Origin of the sequence: Kitasatospora sp. NPDC091207 (assembly GCF_044768625.1) — a bacterium.
Lineage (GTDB): Bacteria > Actinomycetota > Actinomycetes > Streptomycetales > Streptomycetaceae > Kitasatospora.
Genome location: NZ_JBIVVS010000014.1, coordinates 191,942 through 214,234, shown reverse-complemented (window position 1 = coordinate 214,234; position 22,293 = coordinate 191,942). Strand labels below are relative to the sequence as shown.

Annotated in this window: 23 protein-coding genes; 10 read left to right on the top strand and 13 right to left on the bottom strand. The window is 73.6% G+C overall.

Annotated features, from left to right (window positions below):
- Positions 1-113 precede the first annotated feature (113 nt).
- Both ACIQTO_RS23555 and ACIQTO_RS23550 read left to right on the top strand, forming a co-directional pair.
- A complete protein-coding gene (locus ACIQTO_RS23555; RefSeq protein WP_402391282.1) occupies positions 114-1,133 on the top strand; it encodes an LLM class flavin-dependent oxidoreductase in 1,020 nt (339 codons plus the stop codon).
- A gap of 555 nt (positions 1,134-1,688) precedes the next feature.
- Positions 1,689-2,555, top strand: a complete 867-nt coding sequence (locus ACIQTO_RS23550; protein ID WP_402391279.1) for a glutathione S-transferase C-terminal domain-containing protein — start codon at positions 1,689-1,691, stop codon at positions 2,553-2,555.
- Between the two features lie 154 nt (positions 2,556-2,709).
- Here ACIQTO_RS23550 and ACIQTO_RS23545 read toward each other — a convergent pair whose 3' ends face one another.
- Together ACIQTO_RS23545 and ACIQTO_RS23540 are read right to left on the bottom strand one after the other, a co-directional pair.
- A complete protein-coding gene (locus ACIQTO_RS23545) occupies positions 2,710-3,117 on the bottom strand; it encodes a hypothetical protein (RefSeq protein WP_402391276.1) in 408 nt (135 codons plus the stop codon).
- Between the two features lie 229 nt (positions 3,118-3,346).
- Positions 3,347-4,327: an SDR family NAD(P)-dependent oxidoreductase gene (locus ACIQTO_RS23540; protein WP_402391274.1), complete on the bottom strand. Its 981-nt coding sequence runs from the start codon at positions 4,325-4,327 to the stop codon at positions 3,347-3,349.
- 563 nt (positions 4,328-4,890) lie between these two features.
- On the opposite strand from ACIQTO_RS23540, the gene ACIQTO_RS23535 reads away from it, so the two are divergent.
- Positions 4,891-5,304, top strand: a complete 414-nt coding sequence (locus ACIQTO_RS23535; RefSeq protein ID WP_402391272.1) for a DoxX family protein — start codon at positions 4,891-4,893, stop codon at positions 5,302-5,304.
- An 832-nt stretch (positions 5,305-6,136) separates the two neighbouring features.
- Here ACIQTO_RS23535 and ACIQTO_RS23530 read toward each other — a convergent pair.
- Positions 6,137-6,616: a hypothetical protein gene (locus ACIQTO_RS23530; protein WP_402391269.1), complete on the bottom strand. Its 480-nt coding sequence runs from the start codon at positions 6,614-6,616 to the stop codon at positions 6,137-6,139.
- A gap of 249 nt (positions 6,617-6,865) precedes the next feature.
- A complete protein-coding gene (locus tag ACIQTO_RS23525) occupies positions 6,866-7,441 on the bottom strand; it encodes a hypothetical protein (protein WP_402391266.1) in 576 nt (191 codons plus the stop codon).
- Between the two features lie 275 nt (positions 7,442-7,716).
- Here ACIQTO_RS23525 and ACIQTO_RS23520 point away from each other — a divergent pair, with 275 nt between their 5' ends.
- Positions 7,717-8,454: a dienelactone hydrolase family protein gene (locus ACIQTO_RS23520; RefSeq protein WP_402391263.1), complete on the top strand. Its 738-nt coding sequence runs from the start codon at positions 7,717-7,719 to the stop codon at positions 8,452-8,454.
- Between the two features lie 156 nt (positions 8,455-8,610).
- Here the strand turns inward: ACIQTO_RS23520 and ACIQTO_RS23515 are convergent, their stop codons facing one another.
- The gene (locus ACIQTO_RS23515; RefSeq protein WP_402391261.1) at positions 8,611-8,859 is read right to left on the bottom strand and encodes a hypothetical protein; all 249 of its coding nucleotides are present in this window, start codon (positions 8,857-8,859) and stop codon (positions 8,611-8,613) included.
- A 552-nt stretch (positions 8,860-9,411) separates the two neighbouring features.
- Here ACIQTO_RS23515 and ACIQTO_RS23510 point away from each other — a divergent pair.
- The gene (locus ACIQTO_RS23510) at positions 9,412-10,077 is read left to right on the top strand and encodes a DUF4291 domain-containing protein (RefSeq protein ID WP_402391259.1); all 666 of its coding nucleotides are present in this window, start codon (positions 9,412-9,414) and stop codon (positions 10,075-10,077) included.
- 269 nt (positions 10,078-10,346) lie between these two features.
- On the opposite strand, the gene ACIQTO_RS23505 is transcribed toward ACIQTO_RS23510, so the two are convergent.
- Positions 10,347-10,790, bottom strand: coding sequence for a MerR family transcriptional regulator (locus tag ACIQTO_RS23505; protein WP_402391256.1), 444 nt, complete (start codon positions 10,788-10,790; stop codon positions 10,347-10,349).
- A gap of 111 nt (positions 10,791-10,901) precedes the next feature.
- On the opposite strand from ACIQTO_RS23505, the gene ACIQTO_RS23500 reads away from it, so the two are divergent.
- A complete protein-coding gene (locus ACIQTO_RS23500) occupies positions 10,902-11,729 on the top strand; it encodes an oxidoreductase (RefSeq protein ID WP_402391253.1) in 828 nt (275 codons plus the stop codon).
- A 142-nt stretch (positions 11,730-11,871) separates the two neighbouring features.
- Here ACIQTO_RS23500 and thpR read toward each other — a convergent pair whose 3' ends face one another.
- The 4 genes from thpR to ACIQTO_RS23480 all read right to left on the bottom strand — a co-directional run bounded on the left by thpR (position 11,872) and on the right by ACIQTO_RS23480 (position 15,267).
- Complete coding sequence (gene thpR, locus ACIQTO_RS23495) at positions 11,872-12,519, bottom strand: RNA 2',3'-cyclic phosphodiesterase (RefSeq protein WP_402391251.1); 648 nt, start codon at positions 12,517-12,519, stop codon at positions 11,872-11,874.
- A gap of 180 nt (positions 12,520-12,699) precedes the next feature.
- Complete coding sequence (locus ACIQTO_RS23490) at positions 12,700-12,981, bottom strand: hypothetical protein (protein ID WP_402391248.1); 282 nt, start codon at positions 12,979-12,981, stop codon at positions 12,700-12,702.
- Positions 12,982-13,318: 337 nt separating this feature from the next.
- Positions 13,319-13,981 (bottom strand): response regulator, encoded by a 663-nt coding sequence (locus ACIQTO_RS23485; protein WP_402391246.1) that lies wholly within the window; start codon positions 13,979-13,981, stop codon positions 13,319-13,321.
- On the bottom strand, positions 13,978-15,267 hold the full coding sequence (locus ACIQTO_RS23480; protein ID WP_402391243.1) for a sensor histidine kinase: 1,290 nt from the start codon (positions 15,265-15,267) through the stop codon (positions 13,978-13,980). The genes ACIQTO_RS23485 and ACIQTO_RS23480 overlap by 4 nt, the downstream gene beginning before the upstream one ends.
- 358 nt (positions 15,268-15,625) lie before the next feature.
- Here ACIQTO_RS23480 and ACIQTO_RS23475 point away from each other — a divergent pair, with 358 nt between their 5' ends.
- Entirely contained in the window at positions 15,626-17,116 is a 1,491-nt protein-coding gene (locus ACIQTO_RS23475) for an alpha/beta hydrolase family protein (RefSeq protein WP_402391241.1), read from the top strand.
- A gap of 103 nt (positions 17,117-17,219) precedes the next feature.
- Here the strand turns inward: ACIQTO_RS23475 and ACIQTO_RS23470 are convergent, their stop codons facing one another.
- Together ACIQTO_RS23470 and ACIQTO_RS23465 are read right to left on the bottom strand one after the other, a co-directional pair.
- Complete coding sequence (locus tag ACIQTO_RS23470; protein ID WP_402391238.1) at positions 17,220-17,612, bottom strand: hypothetical protein; 393 nt, start codon at positions 17,610-17,612, stop codon at positions 17,220-17,222.
- A 185-nt stretch (positions 17,613-17,797) separates the two neighbouring features.
- Positions 17,798-18,157 carry a winged helix-turn-helix transcriptional regulator gene (locus ACIQTO_RS23465; RefSeq protein WP_402391235.1) on the bottom strand — a complete coding sequence of 120 codons (360 nt, stop codon included), beginning with the start codon at positions 18,155-18,157 and terminating at the stop codon, positions 17,798-17,800.
- Between the two features lie 51 nt (positions 18,158-18,208).
- On the opposite strand from ACIQTO_RS23465, the gene ACIQTO_RS23460 reads away from it, so the two are divergent.
- A complete protein-coding gene (locus ACIQTO_RS23460) occupies positions 18,209-19,096 on the top strand; it encodes an NAD(P)-dependent oxidoreductase (protein ID WP_402391233.1) in 888 nt (295 codons plus the stop codon).
- Between the two features lie 43 nt (positions 19,097-19,139).
- On the opposite strand, the gene ACIQTO_RS23455 is transcribed toward ACIQTO_RS23460, so the two are convergent.
- Entirely contained in the window at positions 19,140-19,880 is a 741-nt protein-coding gene (locus ACIQTO_RS23455) for a class I SAM-dependent methyltransferase (RefSeq protein WP_402391230.1), read from the bottom strand.
- 375 nt (positions 19,881-20,255) lie between these two features.
- Here ACIQTO_RS23455 and ACIQTO_RS23450 point away from each other — a divergent pair, with 375 nt between their 5' ends.
- Positions 20,256-21,377, top strand: coding sequence for a serine hydrolase domain-containing protein (locus tag ACIQTO_RS23450; protein WP_402391227.1), 1,122 nt, complete (start codon positions 20,256-20,258; stop codon positions 21,375-21,377).
- A 113-nt stretch (positions 21,378-21,490) separates the two neighbouring features.
- Entirely contained in the window at positions 21,491-22,261 is a 771-nt protein-coding gene (locus tag ACIQTO_RS23445) for a MerR family transcriptional regulator (RefSeq protein ID WP_402391224.1), read from the top strand.
- The last annotated feature ends 32 nt before the right edge of the window (positions 22,262-22,293 follow it).

Here is a 22,293-nt window from a genome sequence, read left to right as displayed (position 1 = left end):
CACCGCCGACCGATGTGTGAGTGTGGGGCCGACGTCCGGTGATCGAATCCGGACCCTGGAAGTCGAACCGCGCCCGCCCGGACCGGGCCCGGCGCGGAGTACGGAGGAAACCGGTGCCGTCGCCCTCGCAGCCCCTTCGGAGGCTGGGATTCCTGACCATCGGACTGTTCGACCCGGCCGACCCCCGCCAGGGACACGAGTCGACGCTGGGGATCATCGAACTCGGCGAGCGGCTGGGGTTCGACAGCGCCTGGGTGCGCCACCGGCACCTGCAGTACGGGATCTCCTCCCCCGTCGCGCTGCTCGCGGCCGCCACCCAGCGCACCAACCGGATCGAGTTGGGCACCGCGGTCATCCCGCTGGGGTGGGAGAACCCGTTGCGGCTGGCCGAGGACCTGGCGACCGTCGACCTCCTGTCCGGCGGCCGGCTCAATCCCGGAGTCAGCGTCGGACGCCCCGGACACTACGACCGGGTCGCCCCCGCGCTCTACCCCGACACCGCCGAGGCCGAGGACTTCGGCTACGAGCGGGTGCGGCGGCTGCTGGACTTCGTCCGCGGCGAGCGGGCCACCGACTTCAGCGGGACCGAGGGCATCGAGGTCTACTCCGACCGGGTCCAGCCGGTCGCGCCCGGCCTGGCGGACCGCATGTGGTACGGCGGCGGGAGCCTGCGCTCGGCCCGGTGGGCGGGCGAGCAGGGACTGAGCCTGCTGACCAGCAGCGTGGTGCGGGCCGAGGAGTCGGAGGACTTCGCCGAGATCCAGCGCTCGCAGATCGCGGCCTTCCGCGCCCACCACCCCGCGGGCGCGGGCGCCCGGGCCTCCCAGGGGCTGGTCGTGATCCCCACCGACAGCGCCTCGCCGCAGCAGCGCGCCAAGTACCGGGAGTACGTGCGGAGTCGGCTCCCGCGCACCACCGCCCCGCAGGGACCGGCGCGGATGATGTTCGCACCGGACCTGATCGGCACGTCCGCCGGGATCGCCGAACAGCTCTACGCCCACGCCGCGTTCCGGGAGGTCGACGAGGTCGTCTTCGCGCTGCCGTTCTCCTTCGACCACGAGGACTACGTCCAGATCCTCACCGACCTCGCCACCGGTCTCGGCCCCGCGCTCGGCTGGCGGCCCACCCACTGAGACGCCCCCGGCGCGTCAGGGGCCCGCCGCCCTCGCGGGGCTCCTGACGTGCTGTCGGGCCCCCGCCCGCGCACCACTTCCCAGCAGGCCGTCCCAACCTGCGCACCACGCAACGCCGTTCCCCCTCGGCAGCGCCACCGACCCGCGGACCGCGCGCGTCCGGGCCGGCGCGCCGACGCCCACCGGCACCGGACCATCGTCCCACCATGCGGGACGGGTCGGTCCACCGCTGCCGGGACCCTTGACGCGACGCGAATCGAGGATGACACTCCGGAACAGGAATCGTCGAACGTGGGTGGGAGAGCCGTGAGGCATGCGGAGCCGGTCGTCGATGGCGTGGCTCACGCCGTCCGGCTGCGCCCGGTGCTGACGTGCCGCCGCCACATCGACCTGCAACGGGTCTGCAGCAGCCTGGCAGGAGCGCCCGCTCCCCACGGCCCGGCGGCCGTTCGCGTCTGATTCCCCCTCGGGCAGTCCCGTGCCCCGAGCTCCTCCCTCCTCCCCCACCCGATGTGTCGTACGCGCGTGCGCGTACCCCCGACTCCTGGGAGACCCATGTCCGCCTCGTCCCCGTCCGCCGTACCCTCCCTGCGCGGACGGATCGGCCGCGACGCCCGCAGCGGGTACTACCCCGTGCCGCACCGCTACCGTCTCCACCTCACGCTCGCCTGTCCGCACTGTCTCCAGATCGCCGTCACCCACAGCCTGCTCGGCCTCGACGACACCCTCCCGGTGACCCTGCTGCCGGCGCTGCCGGACGACGGCGAGGGCGGATACCTGGCGCTGCGACCGCTGTACGAGGCCAGCGCCCACCAGTACCCCGGTCCGGCCGCGGCGCCGGTGCTCAGCGACAGCTGGAGCGGACGGATCGTCAGCACCGACACCACCGAGATCCTCACCGACCTGGCCCGCCGCTTCCCCGGCCCCGACCTCCACCCGAACGGCCTCGACGCGGCGGTCGACACGGCGATCGACACGGTCCGGCAGCTGTGCGAGCGGAGCATCAACGCCCCGGCCCAGCGCGCGGGCCTGACCGGCTCCACCCCGGCCGAACGCGAGACGGCGCTGCGGAGCCTGCTGGACGGGCTGGCGGCGGTCGAGCACCGGCTGGACACCCAGGAGTACCTGCTGGGCGAGGAGCTGACCCTCGCGGACGTGGAACTCTGGGTGACCCTGGTGCGGTTGGACACCGTGCACCGCTGGCACCTGGACGCCGCCGCGGTGCACCGCATCGCCGAGCACCCCCGGCTGTGGGCCCACGCGCGCCGGCTGACCGGGCATCCCGCCTTCGGCCGTCACCTCGACCTGGACGGCATCGCCCGGCGCCACCACACCCGTTGCCAGGGCGAGGAGGCCGCCGGAGCGGCCATCCAGATCGTGGACTGGGCGGAGCACGCGCAGGCACGGGCGCACTCGGGCTGAGCCCGGGACCCCCGGGTCGCGGGGGCGGGTGCGGGCTTCGGTGAGCCCCGCTCACCGGGGCGGCTCGTCGCCGTCGTTCCCGTGCGGTGGGGCGGGTCGCAGCGGGTGGGGCGGGTCGCAGCGGGTGGGGCGGGCCGCACCGGTTGGGGCCGCTTCAGCGCCGACGTCGCAGGACGGCCCACGCGATCAGCGCGCCCGCCGTCACGCCCGCCGCGATCAGGTACGGACTCCGGCGGGCCGGCAGCACGGCGTCCTCCCAGTCCTTCTCGATGTCCGCGGGACCGGTCCAGGCCAGGTCCGCCGCCTGCCGGACCTTGTCCAGACCGGCGTCGCCCGCGTGCGCCGCGGCGGCCGTCGCCCGGTGCACCGTGTGCCGTGCCCGGTCCAGCAGGGAGTGCTCGGCGTCGGACCCCGCCTCCCCGCCGCCGAGCCGGTCCTGGGTGGTCCGGGCATCCCCGAACAGCAGCTCCGCATCGTCCGGAACGGGGGTGCCGAGCCCCGGGTGCGCGGCGGTGCCGCCCACCTCGCGGGTGCCGTGCCGGTCGTCGTGTTCGGACGTCATCACTACCTGCCTTCCATCGGTGCGGGAGGAACGGGATCGGGCGCGGCGCGCGGTCACGCGACGCCGCGCCGCTCGCCTTGCCCCGGAACGCCGTGGCAAACCCAGCGCCCCCGGCGCGTTCGAACCCGCCCGGGTGGGGACAGTCCCGCCGCCCCTCACCGCCGGTCCCCGGCGGCCGGACCGCCCGCCGGACGCTGTTGACCGCCCGGGGAGGCGGCGCGCGGTGGGCTCAGCCGCCGGCCGCTGCCCCGGCGGGCCCGGCCGGTGGGGTGAACGTCGGGTCGACGCCGGTCAGGTCGCGACTGGCCGCCCAGAGACGTGCCGCGGTCGTGGTGTCGGTCAGGTGGTCCCAGACGGGTTCGGTCCTGGGCGTACCGCGCAGCCCGAACGCCCGGGGGCTCAGCATCCGGCCGCCGCGCACGCTCGGGTCGAGCACGGCCCGCACGGCGGACCACGCGGCGGCTTCCTTGCCCTGGAGGAGAAGGCCGAGCGGGAGACCGCGCAGCCGCTCGCCGGTGGTTCGCACCCGGACCGGCGGGCGCGACGGGGTGAGGGCGTCGAGCGCGCCGCCGGGGTGGACGAGCACGCTCGACGTCGTGCTGCCGGCGGCGCGCAGCCGGCGGTCGAGTTCGACGGCGAAGAGCATCTGGGCCAGCTTGGACCGCGCGTAGGCACGCTTGGGCCGGTAGTCACGCGTGCTCTGGAGATCGTCGGGGTCCAGGCGTTCGGACTTGGCGGCGAAGCTGCCGGTGGTGACGATCCGGCTCCCCGGGGTCGCCGTGAGCAGGGGGGCCAGGTGGTGGGTCAGCGCGAAGTGGCCCAGGTGGTTGGTCGCGAACATCAGCTCGTGGCCGGCCCCGGTCTCCCGGCGCGGCGGCCGGTCGAGCGCCACGCCCGCGTTGTGGACGACCGCGTCCAGGCGGTCCAGCCCGAGCGCGTCCACGGAGGCTCCCAGGGAGGCCGGATCGGCCAGGTCCAGTGGCACGTGCGTCACCCTGGCGCCGTGAACGCGCGAGCCGATGGAGGCGATCGCGGCTTCGGCCTTCGCCGCGTCACGGCTGCCGAGCACGACCGTGGCCCCGGCGCCGGCGAGCTGCTCGGCGACGAAGTACCCGATGCCCGCGTTGCCGCCGGTGACCAGGACGCTCCTCCCTTCGGCGCGAGGCAGCCGGTGAACGTCCCACCGCGGGGCCGTGGATTCGGAGGGCATGGCGTGCTCCCGTAGGTCGGAGTGATCGGCAGGCGGGGCGGGACCGCGCCTGCACGGCCGACCACGCTCCGTCCCCACGGTGCCGGCGGCCGCTCACATCCCACCGGCAGGTCACCGTCCTCACTGACAGGCGACCGGCGCCACGCGGTCCCGTGCCGAGCGGGCCCGTCGCGGGGCGCCGCTCCGCGCCGGCACCCGGCGACAGCGGCACCACCCCGCCCTGGTTGCCGATCCTCGCGCACCCACCCGGTGGATCCCGAACGCCGGATCGACGACCTCTCCTCGGTCGGCCGCCCCGTCCACCTCCGGCACCGGGTGGTGCTCGGCGACCGCGCGGGGAGTGCCGTCGGAGCGCCGCCCGGGCCGCCCTGCCACCCGTGCCGCCTCCGGCCGGCGCAGGCGGGTTCGAGGAGGGATCGTCCCGGACGACTCCGCAGGCGGCAGTCCGCCGGCGCGCCGAAGGCGCCGGGCCGTCGAAACTTTCCGCTCCCGGACCGATGAGTTCAGGCGGCCGCGGCGGTCATACCTGAGAAAGCAACGAGAGCCGACCGGGGAGACCTGAAATGTCCAGCACTACCACCGCCGCCACCACCACGGAGCCCAGCAAGGCCGTTGTCCGGTTGATCTGGACGCTGCGGGTCCTGCTCGCGCTCTTCTTCGCCCTGGCCAGCGCACTGCCCAAGCTGCTCGCGCTTCCCGCTGCCGGCAGCGTCTTCGACGCCATCGGTGCGGGCGACTGGCTCATGTACCTGACCGGACTGGTGGAGCTGGCCGGAGCGGTCGGCCTGCTGCTCCGCCGACTCGCCGGGCCGGCCGCGACCGCGCTGATCGTGTTCCTGCTGTTCGCGTTCGTCACCCAGCTCACCGCCATGCACGGCGAGAACGCCGGGACCCCGTTCATCTTCATGGTGCCGCTGGCCGTCATCGCCTGGAACCGGCGCGCCGAGACGGCGCGGCTGCTCCGCCTCCCGTCATGACCTCCCACCTGGACGAGGCGCTGCCGCAGCCTGCTGACCTGGTGATACCGGCCGAGAAGTACCTGCCCCCGTGCGAGCGCCAGCGACGGCTCCCGCCCCCAGCCCGCCCGTCCGAGACCGCCGGATCAGCCCGCGCGTCACCCCCGCCGCGCGCCCCGGCACGCCGTCGGCGCAGGCCGCGAGCGAGGGCCGCAGGGCTTCGGGCGTGCTGTCCTGACTGATCGTCAGGTAAATGGCGAGGTCTGCGCGGAGGGCGTGCCCGACCCGGCCCTCCCCCGAGGCCGTCCTGACGGCGCCCTCCGCGCGGATGCCGCGGGCGTGCGGGTGTCCCGTCTCAACGCACTTCGATCAGTCTCAGCGAGGTTTGACCGGCGGTCGGTCCGCGCGTCGAAGGATCCGCCATGCGCCTGCCCCTGCCGCCGTTGCTCGACTTCCGAGCGGGTAGTTTCGTGCCGTGACGGTTGCGGGTGGGACGGGCAGGCGGTGGGCGGTCGGGCTGTGGGCAGCACTGACGGCGTTGTGCGTGTGCGCATCCGGCATCACCCTCACGCTCGCGCTGTCGCTGGTCGCGCCGCAGGGGCCACTGGAACGGGCTCCTCGGCGACGGCACCCATGTCTCGCTGCGCCATGACGGTCACCCCGGCGAGCAGGTGGAGGCGGTGAAGACGCCGTGGGGCTCCTACCTCGTCCCTGGAAGGGCTTCGCGGCCTGGACCGCCGCCCTGGCGGCTCCGGCGGCGCTCCTCCTGGCCGCGGTCGCGTGCACGACCGCCCTGCGGATAACGGTCCGTCGGACGCGGCACCAGGCAACGGTCCATCTTCGCTGAGACCCGTCAACGTTCGATGAGACAGGTCAGCGCGGTGGTACCGGTGAAGCTCTGCAGGAAGCAGGAAGCAGGAAGCACGGCAGCGACACTGCGGGGCCCGCCGCGTCCGGCGGGCCCCGCGGTGTGCACAGCGGACGCCGGGGCGAGGCCCGGCCGCGAGACGCGCACCCCGGCCCGCCTCGCCGGTTGGGTAGACGGCTCCGGCCGGGAGCGCGGGGCCTGGAGGCGTCGGATCAGCTTCCAGGAGCGGTCGTCGTCGCTGCCGCAGTACAGCGTGCGGCGGGCGTCGCTGCCGCCGGTCCGCACACCGTCGACGTCCAGGCGCGGGCCGCTCTTGAGGCTGACCACCCAGGAGCCCCCGCCACCGCGCGGCAACAGCCAGAGCTGCTGGTTGTCGCCCGAGGTCCCGTTGCAGGTGTCCTCGCCGACCTCCGAGCCGGCCGACCTGGTCCGCATCTCCCCGCCCTCGGCCTCCGAGCACGCCACCAGCCTGCACGATGCCGGACTCGTCACCGGCCACCGCGAGCGCGACCGGCTGCGGCACCACCCCACGGCCGCCGCCGCCGTCCTGCTCGACGCTCCCCACACCGTGCCGCCGCCGCGGACGGCACCCGTGGGGCCACGACCGCGGCTCGGAGGCTGAGCGACAGCCGCTGATCCCGGCGTCGTCCCGCGACCGCGCCCGTATCGGGGCCCGGTGCGGCGACCCGCCGGTTCCCGGAGGCGCGGGCAGACCTACGCGACGTACGCCGCCGTCGGCTCCGACCCCGGGCAGCAGACGGTGTCCTCATCGGCGACCACCGTGAGGCAGCCGTCACACAGCCACACCGTCTCGGGCTCCACCGGCTCTGACGCCGACACCTCGTTGTCACGCACCATCAGCTGCCAGGTGTCCCAGTCGTACTCACCCTGCGCGTCGATCACACCGTTGAGCACGTGGTCGAAGGTGGAGCCCTCGAACCCGGGCTCGCCCCGGGCGTGGGCGCCGGGCTTCAGGAAATGGTCGACCAGGTAGGCCATCCACTCGGACGAGTCGTAGAACTTCTCGACCTGGTTCCACTCGATCGCGCCCCCGTCGTCCGTGGGCTGCCACTTGCACCACAGACCGGGTTGGCCCGCCGGGGGTTCGTCGAACTCGCGGACGTCCGGGTCGTGGCCCTGTCCCGCGAAGCCGGTGCCGTCGACGTAGTAGGGACCGTTGGCACGGTCCATCCGCCGGGTGCCGGCGAACTTCCGCAGGTAGGCGATCTCCTGCGGGTTGAGCGGCGGGTCGACGGCGATCCGGCCGGTGAATGTCGTGGTGTAGCCCATGGCCGGCATGGTAGCCACAGCGTCCGACAGCCCGGCCCGGCCCGACCGACCGGGCCGGGGGCGGTGGCACGAAACCGGTGGCGCCGGGGGAGAGCCCGCGGAAAACCGTTTGGCGGACCACGGCGGCCACTGCTACGTTTCCGGTGGCCGTGCGAGAGAACGAGGAGGTGGTACCCGTGAACGCGATATCGACATGGGTGCTCTCCTCCGGGGTCACGGTCGGGCGATAGGTCGTCCGGGAGCGCCGTTCAAGAGCTCTCCCGAAAGGCACGACCGTGCGCTTCACTTCCGAACAACGCCACGACGACGGCGTCCTCGAACGCGAATTCACCCTCGGCGAGATCCCCGGCAGCGAGATCCCCGGCACCCTGTGGACGCCCGGATCCGGACCGGCTCCGCTGATCCTGATGGCCCACAACAACGGCCTGCCCAGGCGGGAATCCCGGCTGGTGGCCCGGGCCCGGTACACGGTGGCGCGCGGCTACGCGGTGGCCACCATCGACGCTCCGGGGTGTGGTGACCGGCCCCGGTCCGACGCCGACGAGCAGGCCCGCGCCGATCTGCGCCGGGCGATGCAGGCCGGCGAGCCGGTCGACGAGATCTTCGAGTCCTTCATCGGCCCGCTGGTCGAGAAGGCCGTCCCGGAGTGGCGGGCCACCCTGGACGCGCTCCTCTCGCTGCCCGGGATCGACGGCCCGGTCGGGTACTCGGGGTGGACGGCCGTCGGCATCCGGCTGGCGGCGGTCGAACCGCGCATCGCGGCCGCCGGTCTCTTCGCCGGGGGCTATGTGCCCCTCGCCCAGCGCGAGGAGGCCCGGCAGGTCACCGTTCCGCTGCTGTTCCTGCTGCAGTGGGACGACGAGGGGAACCCCCGGCAGCGGGCCTTGGACCTGTTCGACGCCTTCGGCTCCCGGGAGAAGACGCTGCACGCCAATCTGGGCGGGCACGTCGGCACCCCGTGGTTCGAGACGGAGGACGGGGGCCGGTTCTACGACCGCCACCTGAAGAAGTAGCGCCGCGGGGGGGGGGGGGGGGGGGGGGGGCGCCGCCCCCCCCCCCCCCCCCCGCCCCCCCCCCCCCCCCCCCCCCCCCCCCCCCCCCCCCCCCCCCCCCCCCCCGCCGCCGTCGTCACGCCGCCGCCGACCGCCGTCGTCGGCATGCCGGTTCCGTCAGCCGGTGGCCGTCCGGAAGAGCCAGTGGAGCCGGGCGGTGCCGGTTCCGGGGCGGGTGACGGTGACCACGTCGACCGTGCTGCTCCGAGTGAGGTCGAGGTACTCGAAGGGGCTGGTGAAGTTGGTCAGCAGCGTCCCGTTCGGGCCGTCCCAGAACTCGATCTGGCACTGCGAGTTGTTCAGCCAGGAGGACACCTGGTCGTTGGCCAGGTCGCCGTTGAGGAAATGCACCTTCGTGAGCCGCACGATCTCTGTGCTGCCACCGGTCGCGGGACGACGATCGCCTTCGAGCCCGTGCCACCGCCGTTCTGGTAGAGGCACAGCGCCCACGCCGGGCAGCCGTCGTACGGCGGACTGGCCGCGGACGCCGGCGCCGCCGTGAGGAGCAGCACCGCCCCGGCGACCGCGGTGACGGCCGGCCTGAGGAGTTTCAGGGCCGCGGTGGAACTCGCTTTCCAGGACCGCCCGCGACTTCGACCCGGACCGGGTGACAGTGCTCCTTGTGCGGCGGGCCCGGGGTCCGGGCCCGCCGCACAAGGAGCGTGCGTCAGGGGGCCGAGCGGAGGCATCAGTCATATGACTGCAAAGTCCGGTCGATCACGATCGATCCGTCGGCAGTGCCGGCACTACGTCACCCACCGGACCCGGTCTCCGCACTCACCGAACTCACCGACGGGGTCGAGCCGAGAGCGGAGCCCGAAGCGCCCCACCCGTTCAGCGCCCCACCAGGGCGGTCAGGCCTGATCCGGCCCGGAAATTCGGTGGCGCGCGGCGAGTCGAGCGTCGACCCTGGTCATCGTGTCAGCACCCGAACATCAGATCCGCGCCCGCTACACGGCCTCCACCGTGACGGTCTACCAGGCGTACGCGCCGGAGATCGGCCTCCCCGCCGCACAGGACGGCCGCTTTCCCGCAGCCTGGCAGCGGGACCGGATGACGTGGATCAAACCGTCGTTCCTCTGGATGATGTACCGCTGCGGGTGGGCGGGCAAGGAAGGCCAGGAAACCGTCCTGGCGATCGACATCACCCGCGAGGGCTTCGAATGGGCCCTGGAGAACGCCTGCCTGGCCCACTACGAACGCGGGCTGCACCCTGACCGCGCCACCTGGAAACGCCGGCTGAGGCAAACGCCGGCCCGCGTGCAGTGGGACCCCGAACGCGACCTCCACCTGCGGCCGCTCGCCCATCGCTCCCTGCAACTCGGCCTCGCCGGCGACGCCGCCGAGCGCTACGCGGACAAGTGGATCGTCTCGATCAACGACGTCACCGCACTCGCGCGCACGATCCATGCCCACGTCAGAGGCGGGGAGTTGGAGGCCGCCCAGCACCTCCTCCCCACCGAACGCCTCTACCCGGCGAGCGACACGCTCACCGAGCACCTGCGCAGACCGGGACATGACGGCCCATCAGCGGGAGATCGTGGCGGGCGAACTCCGGCGCCCTCGGGCCGAGCCGGAAGCTGACGACCGTCGCGGGCAGTCCGTAGGAACCGCGACGTGAAGGCGGTGAACGGGTGGACCCGGCCGGCCCCCGCGCGCCCGCGCCCGTGCGTGGGGCCCGGGCGCCGGCGAGGTGCTTCACGGCCGCCGGTTACACAGGAGACCGGTCGGCATCGTGGAAGCGCACGCGCCGCGGGCGAGCTCCGGCCCGCTTGCGAGGAATGCGCACGACCTCGGCCACCTCGGCGAGGAGGTCCTGGCCGGAGTCTTCGCGGCGTCGAACAGCCGACCGATCAGGCGGAGCAGGAGCGCTGGTGAGAGCCCGCCCGGGCGTTGTCCGGGTGGGAGGGGTTCCAGAGCCGGTCGGCCTCGCCGCGGACGAGATGGTCCTCGTAGATCCGCACCTTCTGCCGCATCACCGCCAAGGTCTCGTTCAGCTCCTCGACCTGCGCCGCCACGTGATCCGCGTGCTCGCGCAGCAGCTCCAGCCGCTCGTGCTCGTTGCCCGGACCCTGACGGACCAGCTCGATGTACTGCCGGATCGTCGCCAGTGCCATGCCCGAGGAGCGCAGCCTCGTGCAGATCGCCAGCCACTCCAGATCTTCCTCGTGGTAGATCCGACGGCCGTTGGACAAGCGGCGTACCGGGTTGGCGAACAGGCCCTCGCGCTCGTAGAACCGTAGTGCGTGAACGCTCAGCCCGCTGCGCTCCGCCACCTCACCGATGCCCAGGTCCATGGGCGACCTCCGTCTCCATGGACGACTCCGTCACACAGCTCTTGATCTAGACCCGACTCTAGCTTCTAGCGTTGAGCCGTCGGCCACCAGGCCGGGGAAACAGGGGAGAACATGAGCGTTTGGTTTGTCACCGGTGCATCACGTGGGCTCGGCGCGGAGATCACCCGTGAGGCGTTGGACCGAGGACACTCGGTGATCGCGACGGCGAGGGACGCGGCGGCGGTGCTCCAGGCGTACCCGGTCAAGCCGGACGGGCTGTTGGCGGTGAACGCGGACGTGACCGAACCGGAGCAGCTGGCGGCCGCGGTGGAGGCCGGTCTGGCGGAGTTCGGGCGGATCGACGTGGTGGTGAACAACGCCGGTTACGGCCTCGTGGGCGCGATCGAGGAGGTGCCCGACCAGGCCGCCCGAGCCCTGTTCGACGTCAATGTGTTCGGTGTGCTCAACACGTTGCGGGCGACCCTCCCGACGCTTCGTGCGCAGCGGTCCGGGCACGTTCTGAACATCGGCTCCGTTGGCGGCTTCGCCACCGCTCCGGGCGTGGGTCTGTACGGCGCGTCGAAGTTCGCCGTCGAAGGCGTCTCCGAGGCGCTGCACGCCGAGTTGGCACCGCTCGGCGTCCGCGTCACGATCGTGGAGCCGGGGGGCTTTCGCACCGACTTCCTCAGCAGCTCCAGCATGCGGGTCGAACCCGCCTCCATCGAGGACTACGCCGCGGGGGCGGGGCCGGTGCGCGAGGCACTGGCCCAGAACGACGGCCGTCAGCCGGGAGATCCGAGGAAGGGGGCGAAGGCCATCATCGACGTCACCGAGGTGGCCGAGCCGCCGCTGCGCCTGCAGTTGGGCGCGGACGCGGTCGAGCGCGTCGAGGCGAAGCTCGACCTGGTGCGGCGTGAACTCGACCAGTGGCGGTCCGTGGCGCTCTCGACCGGCATCTGAGGCGAGTAGCCGGCCGCCGGGCGCGGCCGGGAGTCCAGCCGGCGGCGGAGTCCAGGGGTGGTGGCGCCCTCACCCGGAAACGCGGCGAGTTCGGCGGTGGGACGCGCCCTGTGTACGACGCGGTCGGTCAGGCGGTGCGGGTCTACCCGAGGCCCTCGCCCCCGTCGCCGTCCGCCGCGCCCAGCTCGCCCAGCTCGCCCGGTGGCCTGCCCGACGCGCCCAGTCGCCACGCCGCGATGTCGCGGTAGTGGATCGGCCCGGGGCCACGGCCGATGTTGCTGCCGACCAGGTGGAGGTGGTCGGTCCGCCACGGCCGGCCCACGAACCCGCTGAGCCCGGCCGCGACCTGCGGCACGCTGGTGGGATCGTCGCGGCGGGAGCGTGCCAGGGTCAGATGGGGGTGCAGCGGGCGGTCCCTGAACTCGATCCCGCAGGACCTGACCAGGTCCCGGACGTCGGCGGCCAGCAGGTGCAGCCCCTCCAGGTCCCCGTCGATCCCGGCCCACAGCAGTCGGTGGTCGAAGTGGCCGCCGCCCCGCAGGCCGAGGCGCAGCGCGGGGTGCGACGCCGCCTGGCCGGCGAGCGCCGACCGCAGCGGCGGCACCGCCGTGGACGGCAGCTCACCGAGGAAGGCCAGGGTGATGTGCCAGTCCTCGATCCGGTTCCACCGCAGCCGCAGGTACGTGGCGTAGGCGGGCTCCAGGGCCCGGGCCAGTTCGTCCTTGGCGTCGTCGGGCGGGGCCAGTGCCACGAAGACGCGCAGGGTCGAGGGTTCGGGGTGATCGTCCACGAGGGGGCAGGTTAGCCGAGGTCAGGTCGCCGATGCCCGCCCGCCCCTGCACAGCCCCGGCCGGGTCAGGGGCCGGTGCACGACTCCGGGCAGATCCGGCACCCACGGACAGGGGCGGGCAGTCGGCCGGTCCGACGTCCCACCCCGCGGCGCCCCGTCCCGGCGATGCTCCTACGGGTGTCAGTCGACGAAGTAGCTGAACCCGACCGTCGCCGCGGTCATCCCGGGTGCGATCTCCCTCGTCACCGGTCCCTGACAGTTCGCCGCCGTGTGCACCAGGACCTTCGAGTCCGTGAGGTTCTCCACGAGGACCGGCGACAGGCTCGGGTAGCACCCCCGCGCCGGGTTCTGATGCGCCACGCCGTTCACCACCAGGACTCCCGTCGCCGCCTGCGCGGGCACCACGAGCGCGAGCACTCCGGTGGCGGCCAGCATTCCGACGACTGCGATTCGACGACGCATGACGTGTTCTCCTTGTCCGAGGGCGCACAACGGAGGACGGCACCCTTCCGGGGCATGGATTCCCCCCGCCGTCCCGTCCGTCCCGAAACCCCCGCCGCAATCGCCCGAACCGCCGACCCCGTGTCGCCCATGCCCGTGGTCGGGGCGTCATCGGACGCGGCGACGATCGAGATGCGGGCCGTCGTCGGACCGGCGGAGCCGGACGATCCGGGCCGCCCGACCCGACGGCGCCCCGTCCACGTGGTCCTGGACGGGCTCGCCGGCCACGACGGCACGGACGATCCGCCCGACCGCACCGGAATCCCGGCCCCGGGTGGCGGCGGGCCGGGTGGCGGCGTCAGGCCGGGTGGATCAGGCGGCTCTCGTAGGCGAAGATCACGGCTTGTATCCGGTCGCGGAGTTCGAGCTTCTGCAGGATCCGCCCCAGGTGGGATTTCACGGTCGCCTCCGCGAGGTGCAGGGTGGCCGCGATCTCGGTGTTGGACAGGCCGCGCCCCACCTGGATCAGCACCTCCAGCTCGCGGGGGGTGAGCCGTCGCAGCCGCTCGTCGCCGCCGGCGTCGCCGCCGTCCGGGATGTGCGGGCGGAAGCTCTCCAGCAGGAGGCGGGTGATCCGCGGGGAGACCACCGCGTCGCCCGCGGCCACGTTGCGTATCGCGGTGAGCAGCTCCTCCGGCCTGGTGTTCTTCAGCAGGAAGCCCGAGGCCCCGGCATTGAGTCCGGCGAAGGCGTATTCGTCGAGGTCGAAGGTGGTGAGGATCAGCACTCTGCTCTGCGGGGACGTCCGGACGATCCGTCGGGTCGCTTCGATCCCGTCCGTCCCGGGCATCCGGACGTCCATGAGGACGACGTCGGGGCGCAGTTCCCGGGCGAGGCGGACGGCCTCGGCGCCGTCCGCGGCTTCGCCGACCGGTGCCATGTCGGGTTGGGCCTCCAGGACGGTGCTGAAGGCCATCCGGAGCAGCGCCTCGTCGTCGGCGATCAGGATGCGGATCGTCATGCGGACGCCTCCCCCGCGCTGCCGAGGTCGAGGCGGGTGTGGACTCCCCAGCCGCCGCCCGGCAGCGGCCCGGCCCGCAACTCCGCTCCGTAGGCGGCCGCGCGCTCGCGCATGCCGGGGATGCCGTGGCCGGACGGCGTGGTGCCGGAGGGTGGCGGGCACGGACCGCTGTCGGTGACGTCCACGGTGACGGTCCCGGCCGAACACCGCACCCGGACCGTCGCGTGCGTGCCGGGGGGTGTGTGTTTGAGGGCGTTGGTCAAGGCTTCCTGTACCAGGCGGTAGACGGTCAGTTGGGCGGTGGCGGGAATGCGGCTGTCGCCGCCGTGGAGTTCGAGGCGGGTCGGCAGCCCGGCCGCGCACATCTGGTCGGCGAGGGTCCGCAGCTGGGCGATGCCGGGCAGCGGGTGGCGCTCCGCGTCCGGTTCGTCGGTCCGCAGGACGCCCAGGGAGCGCCGCATGTCGGTCAGGGCCTGCCGGCCCGTCTCGGAGATCTGGAGCATCGCGGCGGTCGCCTTGCCGGGCGACCGGTGCTGCGCGTAGACGGCGGCGTCGGTGAGCGCGACCATGACGGACAGGTTGTGGGTGACGATGTCGTGCATCTCGCGGGTGATACGGGTCCTCTCCTCGGCGACGGCCAGCCGCGCCTGCTGTTCCTGTTGGTGCTCCAGGCGGGCGGCCCGTTCCTCCACGGCCGCCAGGTAGGCACGCGTGGTCCGCACGTTCATACCGAGGACGGCGGCGGCGACGGCCATCGCGGTCACCGCGACGAACGGGGTCAGGAACGCGCCTCCCGCCGACCAGCGCAGGCAGGCCAGGAGGACCCCCGCCTCCACCACGGCACCGGCGACCAGCGTGGCGCGCCGCCCCGAGTGCGCGGCCACCGTGTAGAGCGCCACCAGCAGGGCGACGTCCGCCGGCAGTTGGACGTCCGTCAGCCACTGGACGAAGGCCGCCGCCACCACCACGCCGAACACGATGACCGGCGCCCGGCGCCGCCACAGCAGGGGCAGCGCGAGCGCGGCCGTCAGCGCGACGGCCGCCGGCAGCCCCGGTGACGGGCTCGTGGTCACGATGTTGACGAGGAGCAGCGCCGGCAGCAGTGAGTCCCACACCATCGGCGGCAGCCGGGAGCCCCAGCGCCGGGCGGCACTCACCGGCCCCGCCGCCCGCACCGGGGCCGGGTCGACGCACCTCGTCAACCGTCCGGCCGTCCACATCCGCAGCGCCCCGCCCCGGTGGCGCACCGGACGGGCACCGCCGGTTGCCGCGGCTGCCTCGGTCATCACTCGTCCCTGTCGGTTCGGCGTCGTCGTGGCCCCGGTCGGGGCCGCCGGCGCGTGCGGCCGGAGCCGGTCGAGCACGGGGGAACGATGGACCCGTGCTGCCCGGCACCTACCGCAGCCCTGTCACGGTAGGCCGCGGTCCGGCGGAGCACATGAGTCCACGGTCTGAGGGCACCGGGCCGGAATACGACCGCAGGAGGAGTCCCACTACCTCCCGTGGGAGCAATACGGCCGCTGACCTGGCATGTTCGACTGCGACTCCGGTCGCACGAGCGCCGTCCCCCGGGTGCGACTCCGGGCGCACGGGGGCACGGCTCCGCGTGCGACTCCCGTCGCACGCGCCGGCGACCCGGGATCGATGTGGCGGCGCGCGCCCCGCGCCGAGGATGACCGGGTGACCGAAATCATCGCGGGACCACAGATGTCCCTCCTGGAAATCCTCGCCCTGCTGGGCGCTGTCGTGCTGGCGGTGGCGCGCTGGCTGCCCCCCGCCGCTCGACCGCCCGTCACGATCGGGGCGGCATCGGCCTTCGTGCTGTCCGCCGCCCCGCTGACCGTGCTGGGGCTCCGCTGGCAGATGCTGCCGGTACTGGCGGGCGCCGCCCTCGCGCTGCCGTTCGCCGTCTCACCCCTGATCCGACGACGCGCCGGCCGGCCGGCGAGGCGGGCGCGGTGGTGGATGGCGTTGCCGGGATCGGTGCTCTGCGTCGTCCTGACCGCCACCGGCCCGGCGGCCGCCTGGGCCTTCCCCGTCCCCGTGTTCCCGGAGCCGACCGGCGACTTCGCGGTCGGCACCCGGGTGCTGCAGTGGACCGACCCGGACCGGCCCGAGACCGCCACTCCCGAACCCGACGACCGGCGCACGGTCGTGGTCCAGCTCTGGTACCCCGCGCAGAAGAGCCCCGCGGGTACCCGACGGGCCCGGTACCTCGGCCGCACGGAGCAGGAGGCACGCACCGTCTCCGACGCCCTCGCGCGCTATGCCGGCCTCCCCGGTTTCCTGGTCGACGGCGTCCCGCGGGCCCTCACCCGTTCGGTGCCGGACGCCCCGGTGGCCGTCGACGGCGGGCGGTTCCCGGCCGTCGTGTTCTCCCCCGGACTGGGGGGCGTGCGCACGCAGAACACCGCCTGGGCGGAGGAACTGGCCAGCCACGGCTACGTGGTCGCCGCCCTCGACCACCCGTACGACTCCGCCGCCGTCGTCCTCGCCGACGGCCGGACGATCGGCACCGAGGTGGGCTCCACCGGCGACGACGAGGAGGACAACAGGCGAGCCGCCGAAACAGCGGGAATCCGCGCCGCGGACCTCAGCTTCGTCCTCACCCAGCTGGACCGTCTGGACCGGGGCGGGGCCGAGGGCGCGCTGACCGGACGCCTGGACACCGGCCGGGCCGCGGTGACCGGCCACTCGCTGGGTGGCGCCGCCGCCCTGCAAGCCGCCCGCCAGGACCGCCGGTTCGCCGCCGTCATCGACCTGGACGGCTACCCCCGCGACCCCACCCCGCTCCCCTTCCACCAGCCGGCGCTCGCGCTCACCCAGGCCATCGGCCCGGGCACCGACGCGCGCTACATACCCCGCCTCACCGAGGTCCTCAAGCTCAGCACCGCGACGGGCTACCGGCTCACCATCCCCGGCGCCGCCCACCTCACCTTCACGGACGCCCCGCTGTACCTGCCGCCCGTGCCCGCGATGGTCGGCTCCCTGGGCCGCACCGAGAGCCGGCGCGTCGTCGCCGCCACCACGCTCGCCTTCCTGGACAGCACCCTGCGGCACGAACCCGGTGACCTGGCCGGCGCCCTGTCGGCCCACGGCGAGCTCACCGTCTACCGCCCGGGCGACAGCCGCTGACCAGCGCTCCCGCGAAGGCCGGACCGCCCGTCTCCTGAATCCCCGGCACCGTCCTGCGGCGTTGCCCGGCCCGGAGTCACCCGTGGTGACTCCGGGCCGGCCGCTAGGTCCGGGCAGCGTTCCGGAGCCACCAGGAACCGTCCGTCTCAAGCTCATCCAGCGCCCGCAGCCGCTGTTCCATGTGGTCGACGAACTCGGCCGGCAGCCTGACGCCGTGGTCGCGGACGTAGTGGGCGAGCCCTTCCGGCCAGAGGAAGGAGCCATCGGTCAGATCACGGTAGCCGTTCGGGAGTGCGCACAGCCGGCACCTCGACACGCCCATCCAGGACCCGGCGACCTGCCCGTGATCCAGGTAGTCCGCGACCCAGTGCCGTTCCGATTCGTCCCACGCGGCATCGACAAGATCGGCGGGGTCGGGCAGCGCCCGGTTCTCGGGGGTTCCCCAGAAGCCGAGGATCCTGACCCGGTGGTCGGCTCCGTCACGCGGCTCGGACATGCCGGGAGCCTCTCACGCCGGGACCGGTGCGTCCCGCACGCCGTGGGGCGGACTGCCCGTGGGGCAGGGTCCGGCGGAGGCCGGGCCTGGTCCCGGGGACGTACCCACTTATTTGTGTGTACTGGGCAGTCCGGTGCGCGGCGGGCAAGCTTGATCCCAGCAGGGCGGCGGGAGATGACGGCAGGTCAGGAGGCCGGCAGCCCGGCCGGTTCGGCCGTCATCCGGTCGAGGCGTTCATGACCCCAGTCGGAGACGGGGCCCAGCGCCACGGAGAGGCGGAGGCCGAAGTCGGTCAGGGAGTAGACGGTCTTCAGCGGGAGGACGTCGTGCACCTCGCGGTGCACCAGACCGTCGGACTCCATCTCGCGCAGCGCCTGGGTGAGGACCTTCTCGCTCAGGCCCGGCATCTGTCGGCGGAGTTCGGCGGGCCGGTGCGGACCGGCCTCCAACAACCAGAGCAGAGACGTCTTCCACTTGCCGCCGATCACGGAGATCGCGGCCGTCACTCCGCAGACGTTCGGGTCCACGGCCCGCCTTCGCGTCATCCTCGCCCCCTCGTTCTCGATGTCCACCACCATGTCTACAGGAGCTGAAGTATGTCCACCAACCACGCGCGGTCCACCGTCACCGTGCTCGGCCTCGGGCCGATGGGTCGTGCCCTGGCCGGGGCCTTCGTCGGGGCCGGGGTGCGTACCACGGTCTGGAACCGCACCCCCGGACGGGACACCGAACTGGTCGCCAAGGGGGCGGTGAGTGCCACGACCGCCGAAGAGGCGGTGACGGCGGGCGAGTTGGTCGTCGTCTGCGTGGTGAACTACGACGCCTCCGACGCCGTGCTGCGCCGCGACGAGGTCGCCGCCGCGCTCAGGGGTCGCACGGTGGTCAGCCTGACGGCCGACTCGCCGGAGCGCGCCAGGGACACGGCCGCCTGGGCGGCGGAGCACGGCGTCGAGTACCTGGACGGCGCCATCATGACCCCGGCCCCGACCATCGGCACGCCGGGGGCGGTCTTCATCCACAGCGGCCCGACGGAGCTGTACCGGCGGCACCAGCCGGTGCTGGCGGCCCTGGGCGGTACGCACACCCACCTCGGCGAGGAGATCGGCCGGGCCGCCGGGTTCGACATCGCGCTGCTGGACATCTTCTGGACGGCGATGGCCGGATACGTGCACGCGCTGGCGCTGGCCAAGGCGGAGGGGATCAGCGGGCGGGAGCTGGCACCGTTCGCCCAGGGCATCGGCGCGATCCTCCCGCCGCTGTTCACCGAGTTCGCCGAGGACTTCGACAGCGGCAGCTACTCGGGCGCGATCAACCCGCTCACCTCGGGAGTCTCCTCGATGGCCCATGTCGTGCACACCGCCGAGTCGCACGGGATCGACTCGGGCGTGATGCGCGCGGCCGAGGGACTGGTCCGCCGCACCATCGCGCTCGGCCACGGCGGGGACGGTGTGAGCCGCCTCGCCGAGGTGCTCGGCCGCCGCTGACCCCCACCGGGGCGAGGCGGGCCGGTGGTGGCCGGCCGGGCACTCAGCCGCCCGGCCGGCTGCCCGGCGCCGCGGCGACCACGAACCAGTCGGCGGGCAGCGTGACCCGGGTGCCGTCCGGGTGGCACTCGCTCATCGCGAGGTCGGTCCCGCCCCGGTCGAGGATCTCCAGCCCGGCGGCGCGCAGCAGTTCGGGCATCTCGCCCGGGGCGACCTCGGCCGGGCGCAGTTCGTGCTTGCGGACCTGGCGGAGCTTCTCCGGCGGGCCGCCGGGCCGTTCGGCGACCTGCTGGAGCACCGCCTTGGCGGCGGTGGTCGGCTCGACCACGAAGCCGCGGCCGCGCCGGCCGAGCAGCAGGGCGACGGCGGCCGCGACCGGCGCCCGGTCCACCGGGTCGCTCTGGTGGAGCACCGCCCGCAGGTAGACGTTGGCCTCGCCGAGCCGGTCGCCGAGCCGCCGCACCCCCACCAGGTCGGTGAGGCTGAGCTGTTCGTACTCGGCCGCCCCGTCCCGGTCGGCCCGACGGGCGTGTGCCACGGCCGAGGCGGACAGGTCGACGCCCACCGCGCGCGGGAAGACCCCGGCCAGGTAGCGGGTCTGGGTGCCGTTGCCGCAGCCGAGGTCGACGATCGGCAGCGTGCGGTCGACGTGGGCCGCGAACAGGGCGATGTGCGGGGCCGCCGTCAGCGTCGCGTCCGCGTCCCAGAACGGCCCGCCCTGCTCGCCCGTGCTCTCGGCCCAGAAGCCCTCCCACGCGCGCGCGTAGCGCTCCGAAACACTCATCAGCAGGTCCTTTACCGTGTGCCGTGGCAGCGATCACCAGCCTCCCTACCGGAGCCCGCGTCGACGGAAACCAGGCGGCCGGATCCCTTCACACCACGTTCGACCCCGGGCGGGGAAACCACCGGATCGGTGGACCCCGGGCGGGGCGGTGTTGACGAGCGGTCCGGGGAATGCGGTGTGTCCCGCCGCCTGTGCCGGTCGGCGAGCGCTCCCCGGGAGGGATGTGAGCCGGATCACCCTTGAGGTTGACCTCGGGTCAGGGTGGAGGCTCGTCACAACGGCAGCACGGCGACCCGGGCAGCACACCGACCCGAGCAGCAGCGACCCGGGCAGCACACCAAGCCGGGCAGCAGCGACCCCAAGGAGCGAACCACCATGTCACCCCTCACCCAGAACGAGGACCGCCCGGAGCTGCGGACGGCGCTCCAGGAGATCGTCGACTCCGGCGTCACCGGCGTGTCGCTGCGCGTGCACGACGAGCGGGGCGAGTGGGTCGGCAGCGCCGGGGTGCGCGAGCTGGGCGCGGCCGGCGAGCCGCCGGCCGACGGACACGTCCGGATCGGCAGCAACACCAAGACCTTCACCGCGACCCTGGTCCTGCAACTGGTGGCCGACGGACAGGTCGGGCTGGACACCCCGGCGGCCGACTACCTGCCCGGGTTCGGACTGGACCGGCGGATCACGGTACGGATGCTGTTGCAGCACACCAGCGGGGTGTTCAACTTCACCGGCGAGGTCTACGAGGACGGGACGATCGTGCCGGGGATCCCCTCCACGATCGCGGGCAAGGAATGGGTGGACAACCGGTTCAAGAGCTACCCGCCGGAGGAGCTGGTGCGACTCGCCCTGTCCAAGCCGGCGCGGTTCGAGCCGGGGGCGGACTGGAGCTACTCCAACACCAACTACGTGCTGGCCAGGCTGCTGACCGAGAAGGTCACCGGGCGCTCGTGCGCCGAGCAGACGCGGGAGCGGATCCTGGGGCCGCTCGGCCTGTCGGGCACCGTCCTGCCGGGCACCTCGCCGGAGCTCCCCGCACCGTACGCCCACGCCTACTACCGGTACGAGGACGGCGGCCGGCCGACGACGGTCGACGTCACCCGCCAGAACCCCTCGTGGATCTCCGCCGGCGGGGACATGATCTCCACCACCCTGGACCTCCACACCTTCGTCTCCGCGCTGGCGGGCGGCCGGCTGCTGCCCGCCCCGCTGCTGGCGGAGATGTGCGTGCCGCACCCCAAGAGCGGCTTCGGCCTGGGACTGCGCGTGCAGGAAGTGGGCCCCGACGGCGGCACCGTCCTGTTCCACAACGGCGGCCAGGGCGGCCACGCGGCGTTGATGTACAGCACGCCGGGTGGCGGCAGGACCCTGACCGCCGCGCTCAACTACGTGGACGACGCCGCGATGTCCCTGGCGGGGGCGTTCCAGCAGGCGCAGCAGCGGCTCGTCGACGCGGTGTTCTCCGGCGGGCGCGCCGAACCGGCACGACCCGCGAGCTGAGCACCCGGGAGCCGCCCGCCCACCGTCCGCCGCCCACCGGTCGCCCCTTGGTCGCGCTTCGGGCCCGAGGCGAAGGGGGGCGCACGGAGCCCTGCGTGCGGGAGGATGTGCGGATGAACGGAGTCACGATCGGGCAGGCGGCGGCCTTCGTCGACATCACCGTGAAGACGGTGCGGCACTACCACAAGCTCGGCCTGGTCGAGGAGCCGGAACGCGACAGCTCCGGCTACCGGCGGTACGGGTCGGCCGAGTTGTTGCGGCTGGTGCAGGTCCGGACGCTGGCCGGCGCCGGGGTGCCGCTGGCCGGGATCAAGCCCCTCCTCGACGCGGAGGCCCCGGAGTTCGCCGCCGCGCTCACCGAGGTCGAGCGGCAACTCACCGAGCGCATAGCGGAGCTGACCGCACGGCGGGACACCCTGCACCGGCTCGCCGACGGCGACCGGGCCCTGCTGCCCGACCGCGCGGTGGCCTTGCTGGCACGGATGGCCGGCCTCGGCTTCACCGCCGATGAGGTGGCGACGACCAGGGAGGGCTGGGTGCTGGCCAGGGCCCTGGTCCCGGAAGGCTTCGACGAGTACCTCGACCAGGTCGAGCAGGCCGCGCTGGACACCCGGTTCCTCGCCCTGATCAAGCGCGGCATCGAAGCCGCCGACTGGGACCCGGACGACCCGCGCATCGCCGAACTCGCCACCGCCATGGCCGACCACTACCTCGCCCACCCGGCACGGCTGAAGACCGTGACCGGCTTCCAGGCCCGCACCGAGACCGCCGCCCGCTACCGGCTCATCAGCCGCTTCGGCAATCAGTCACCGGCCGGGGCCCGGCTGGCGGATCTCCTGGAGGGCAGGCTGCGCGCCGCGGGCGTGCGCATCCCGCGCCCCTGACGGCGGGACGCGACGGCTCAGGAGGGACACGG